Origin of the sequence: Aeromonas sp. Prich7-2 (genome assembly GCF_017939255.1) — a bacterium.
Classification (GTDB): domain Bacteria; phylum Pseudomonadota; class Gammaproteobacteria; order Enterobacterales; family Aeromonadaceae; genus Aeromonas; species Aeromonas caviae.
Window position 1 is genome coordinate 1 of the sequence record NZ_JAGKRI010000287.1, and the last position, 304, is coordinate 304.

Consider the following 304-nt stretch of genomic DNA (forward strand, 5'->3'; position numbering starts at 1 on the left):
GGAGGTTGGCGGAGTTGCGGGGCTGCATAGGCGTCATGTTCATAGAAAAACGCCCCAGGCCATCGAGACCCAGGGCGGTGAAGATATCAAAGACCCGTTTTCCGGTAAATCGCAATGCGGCTCCGCTTAAGTGAACAGCATTGCGGCGAATGCCGGCTCTTTTTTTTGGTTCATCGCGGCTTTCCGGGGAAGGCCGCCTTGATTTTCAGAAAAAAGTATTCTGAGTCCCTAAATCCATATGCCATACGCTTTATCACTTTGATCTTGTTGTTCACCCCTTCCAGCACACTCGTGTGCATCGGGT

1 protein-coding gene is annotated in these 304 nt (G+C 51.6%); it reads right to left on the minus strand.

Features of this window, described 5'->3' with window-relative positions:
- Positions 1-170: 170 nt before the first annotated feature.
- Positions 171-304 (minus strand): transposase (locus tag J9892_RS21710; protein ID WP_162231338.1); only part of this gene is annotated, 134 nt, incomplete at its 5' end.